The 2652-nt window shown below is 50.2% G+C and carries 2 protein-coding genes; one reads left to right on the top strand and one right to left on the bottom strand.

What is annotated here, in order from left to right; all coding sequences use genetic code 11:
• Positions 1-955: 955 nt before the first annotated feature.
• On the bottom strand, positions 956-1582 hold the full coding sequence (locus J3U95_RS28065) for a tyrosine-type recombinase/integrase (protein ID WP_208281749.1): 627 nt from the start codon (positions 1580-1582) through the stop codon (positions 956-958).
• A 142-nt stretch (positions 1583-1724) separates the two neighbouring features.
• Here J3U95_RS28065 and J3U95_RS28060 point away from each other — a divergent pair, with 142 nt between their 5' ends.
• Positions 1725-2054 carry an H-NS histone family protein gene (locus J3U95_RS28060; protein WP_208281748.1) on the top strand — a complete coding sequence of 110 codons (330 nt, stop codon included), beginning with the start codon at positions 1725-1727 and terminating at the stop codon, positions 2052-2054.
• Positions 2055-2652 lie beyond the last annotated feature (598 nt).

Here is a 2652-nt window from a genome sequence, read left to right as displayed (position 1 = left end):
ATGCCGCGTTGTAGTCTTTCCAGTTGGTCGTTCGGTACTTCAGCTTTACGGGAGCAATCATGCCGTCAGTTTACCCGTGCTGCGCCTCGGCCGCTGATGGGCCGATTTGTGCAACAAAGCCCTTCTTTACGGTCCGGGCGATGAGCCTGCTGAGGCAATTGAGAGTTCGTAGTAGCTACCGCTGATACGCCAGATGTAGCTCGATCTGCAAAACGGGCACATTCATACCGTAAGTCGCCGCCTTTAAGCGTTCGCTTAGAAGAGGTTGTCTTCCAAGGAGCGAGCACGAGCTTATCCTCGGTTAGTTCTTCAATTCCAGTAACTACAGAGCGCTCACTCGTTGACCAGCCAGGATTATCATCGAAAGGCAAACCAGTCGCGTTTAAGTACATTGTAGGCATACTTAACGTATTTCCTGCAATTGAATAATCCGCCCTCACCTGAACTGAAACTCTTGGCACCTCTGAAGGAATTTCCCAGTAAAACTGACCATCACGAAACCTCATCGGGTAGACTTTCTTTTTTTGGCCGTTGAGCACTTCAGTACAGAGCCAATCACCGTCTAATCTAGAGATGTCAACGGTTTTTGAACAGCCAATCAGCAAGGAAGCTGAGGCAAGAACTATGAGGAACTTCAATTTTTTGCCTCAAAAATATGGGATTTAATTTCGCTGTTGAGGTATCTAGCGCCGGACCTTAAAGTATCAATCTTCTGTCAATGAAAAGGTTTGCGTCAAAACAATACATGTTGTTACTGTACAAGGTACATAACTTACCGAAAAGATAATAGGAATGCAAGCATCTGTTGCAAGTGCTTGACGTTAGTGAGTTCACCAATGCCTTGTGTGAGCCAAAGGCTCCGTTTGGTTTGTGTATGTCCGCTACTGGGCCGTAAGCGGCCTTGGCGCAAAGGCCACTTACGAGCATTTCTGCGCGGCAGACCCTGTTTCGTACGTCAAACTTCAGTTTGCTCAGCGATCTCGAGTGCGTCGTCGACCTCAATGCCGAGATAGCGCACTGTGCTCTCTAGCTTAGTATGGCCGAGAAGCAGCTGTACAGCACGAAGATTTTTCGTACGACGGTAGATTAATGTCGCCTTCGTCCGCCGCATTGTATGAGTTCCATACGCTGCTGGATCCAAGCCGATAGATCGCACCCACCTGACGACGATGCGTGCATACTGACGAGTCGAGAGATGATGTGAATTCTTCGCTCTACTCGGGAATAGATACTGGTCCGATGTTAGCTTACCGGCTGCGATCCAGCCTTGAACCGACTGGCGAGTTTGCTCAGTGATCTCGAACTGAACCGGGCGGCGGGTCTTCCGTTGCATAACAATCGCATGATGAAATACGCTGCCACCTTGAGCGACGTCTTTCACTTGCAAACTAACGAGGTCGCAACCGCGGAGCTTGCTATCAATCGCGAGATTGAAGAGTGCTAGATCTCTCAAGCGTTCAGCAATCTGCAGTCGGATCCTTATCGCCCAGATTTCCTTCAGCTTCAAAGGGAACTTTTGACCGACCAGGCGCCCTTTGTTCCATGGAATGCGCTGGCTACTGGTATCACGAATTGTGTTCATGTCGACCTCCTGAGTGAGCGAGGCCTAATTTTGGTACGTCAGCTAAGTGAAGGTGTTTCAATCGCAGTCGAGCTTGCCCATGACGCGTAGTAGAATCGACGCAGTGCACATCACATTCAACTAAATTGAAGGGAAATTGTAAATGGCAAATATTGATCTGTCGGGCTACAACCTTAGCGAACTGAGGGGCCTGCAGCATGACATTGAAAAGGAAATCAAGAGTCGGCAACACCAGGACTTGCAGAAGGCGCGGGAACAAATCCTGGCAATCGCTCAGGAGGCAGGGGTTTCTGTAGAGGAACTGCTTGCTGCAGGTAGCAAAAAACCGAAGGGCAGCAAGGGGCCGAAGGTTCAGGCGCGCTATCAAAACCCCAGTGACAATGGTCAGACCTGGACTGGTCGTGGACGCCAGCCGAAGTGGATTGCAGAAGGGCTTGCTAGCGGAAAGTCGATGGATGACTTCCGCATCTAACAGTAGGCGTTGACCTGGCTTCCACCGCTAGAGCAAGGCGGTTTCGGACCTGTTTACGACTATGAGGGTTCTTTGGTTGTCCCCGGCGGGATGAGATTGAGTACCTCCCAAATAACCACGTTGGCAAAGCCGTGGTCCTCAAGAAACCGCATGGCGTACAGCAACCCATGCGTCTTCCTTAACTGAACAGCTGCAACGAGCAACTTAGCCTTGCGGTGGAGGTCGGGTTTAAGCTGAGTAGTCATCAGTACATTGTAGAGAACCCATGTGTTCCGACCATGATGTGGATCAATCAACTGCACTGCAGCTGCGACAATGTACATAGATTGGCGATCTGCTTGAGTCTGCCTTCGGCCAAAAGCGGACTACTCTCGCATAGATCTTGTTAAGACGGAGAGGAAACTCACTTGATGCACGTTTAAACTATGTTCCGAAATCGGCTACAGCGCTGATCTATCAAGGCATCTGGATGTGCTATAGTGGACCCCGAGTTTGAGACGGTGGTTTAAGCTGTCGTCCGCGAAAGGATGACAGCGAATGAGTGAAGGTAAAAAACGCAGGGTGCACAGCGCCGAGTTCAAGGCCAAGGTTGGGCTGG

Source organism: Massilia oculi (assembly GCF_017582745.1).
Taxonomy (GTDB): Bacteria; Pseudomonadota; Gammaproteobacteria; order Burkholderiales; family Burkholderiaceae_D; genus Telluria; species Telluria oculi_A.
The sequence above is the reverse complement of the archived record's forward strand: the minus strand, read 5'-3'. Positions and strand labels throughout refer to the sequence as shown.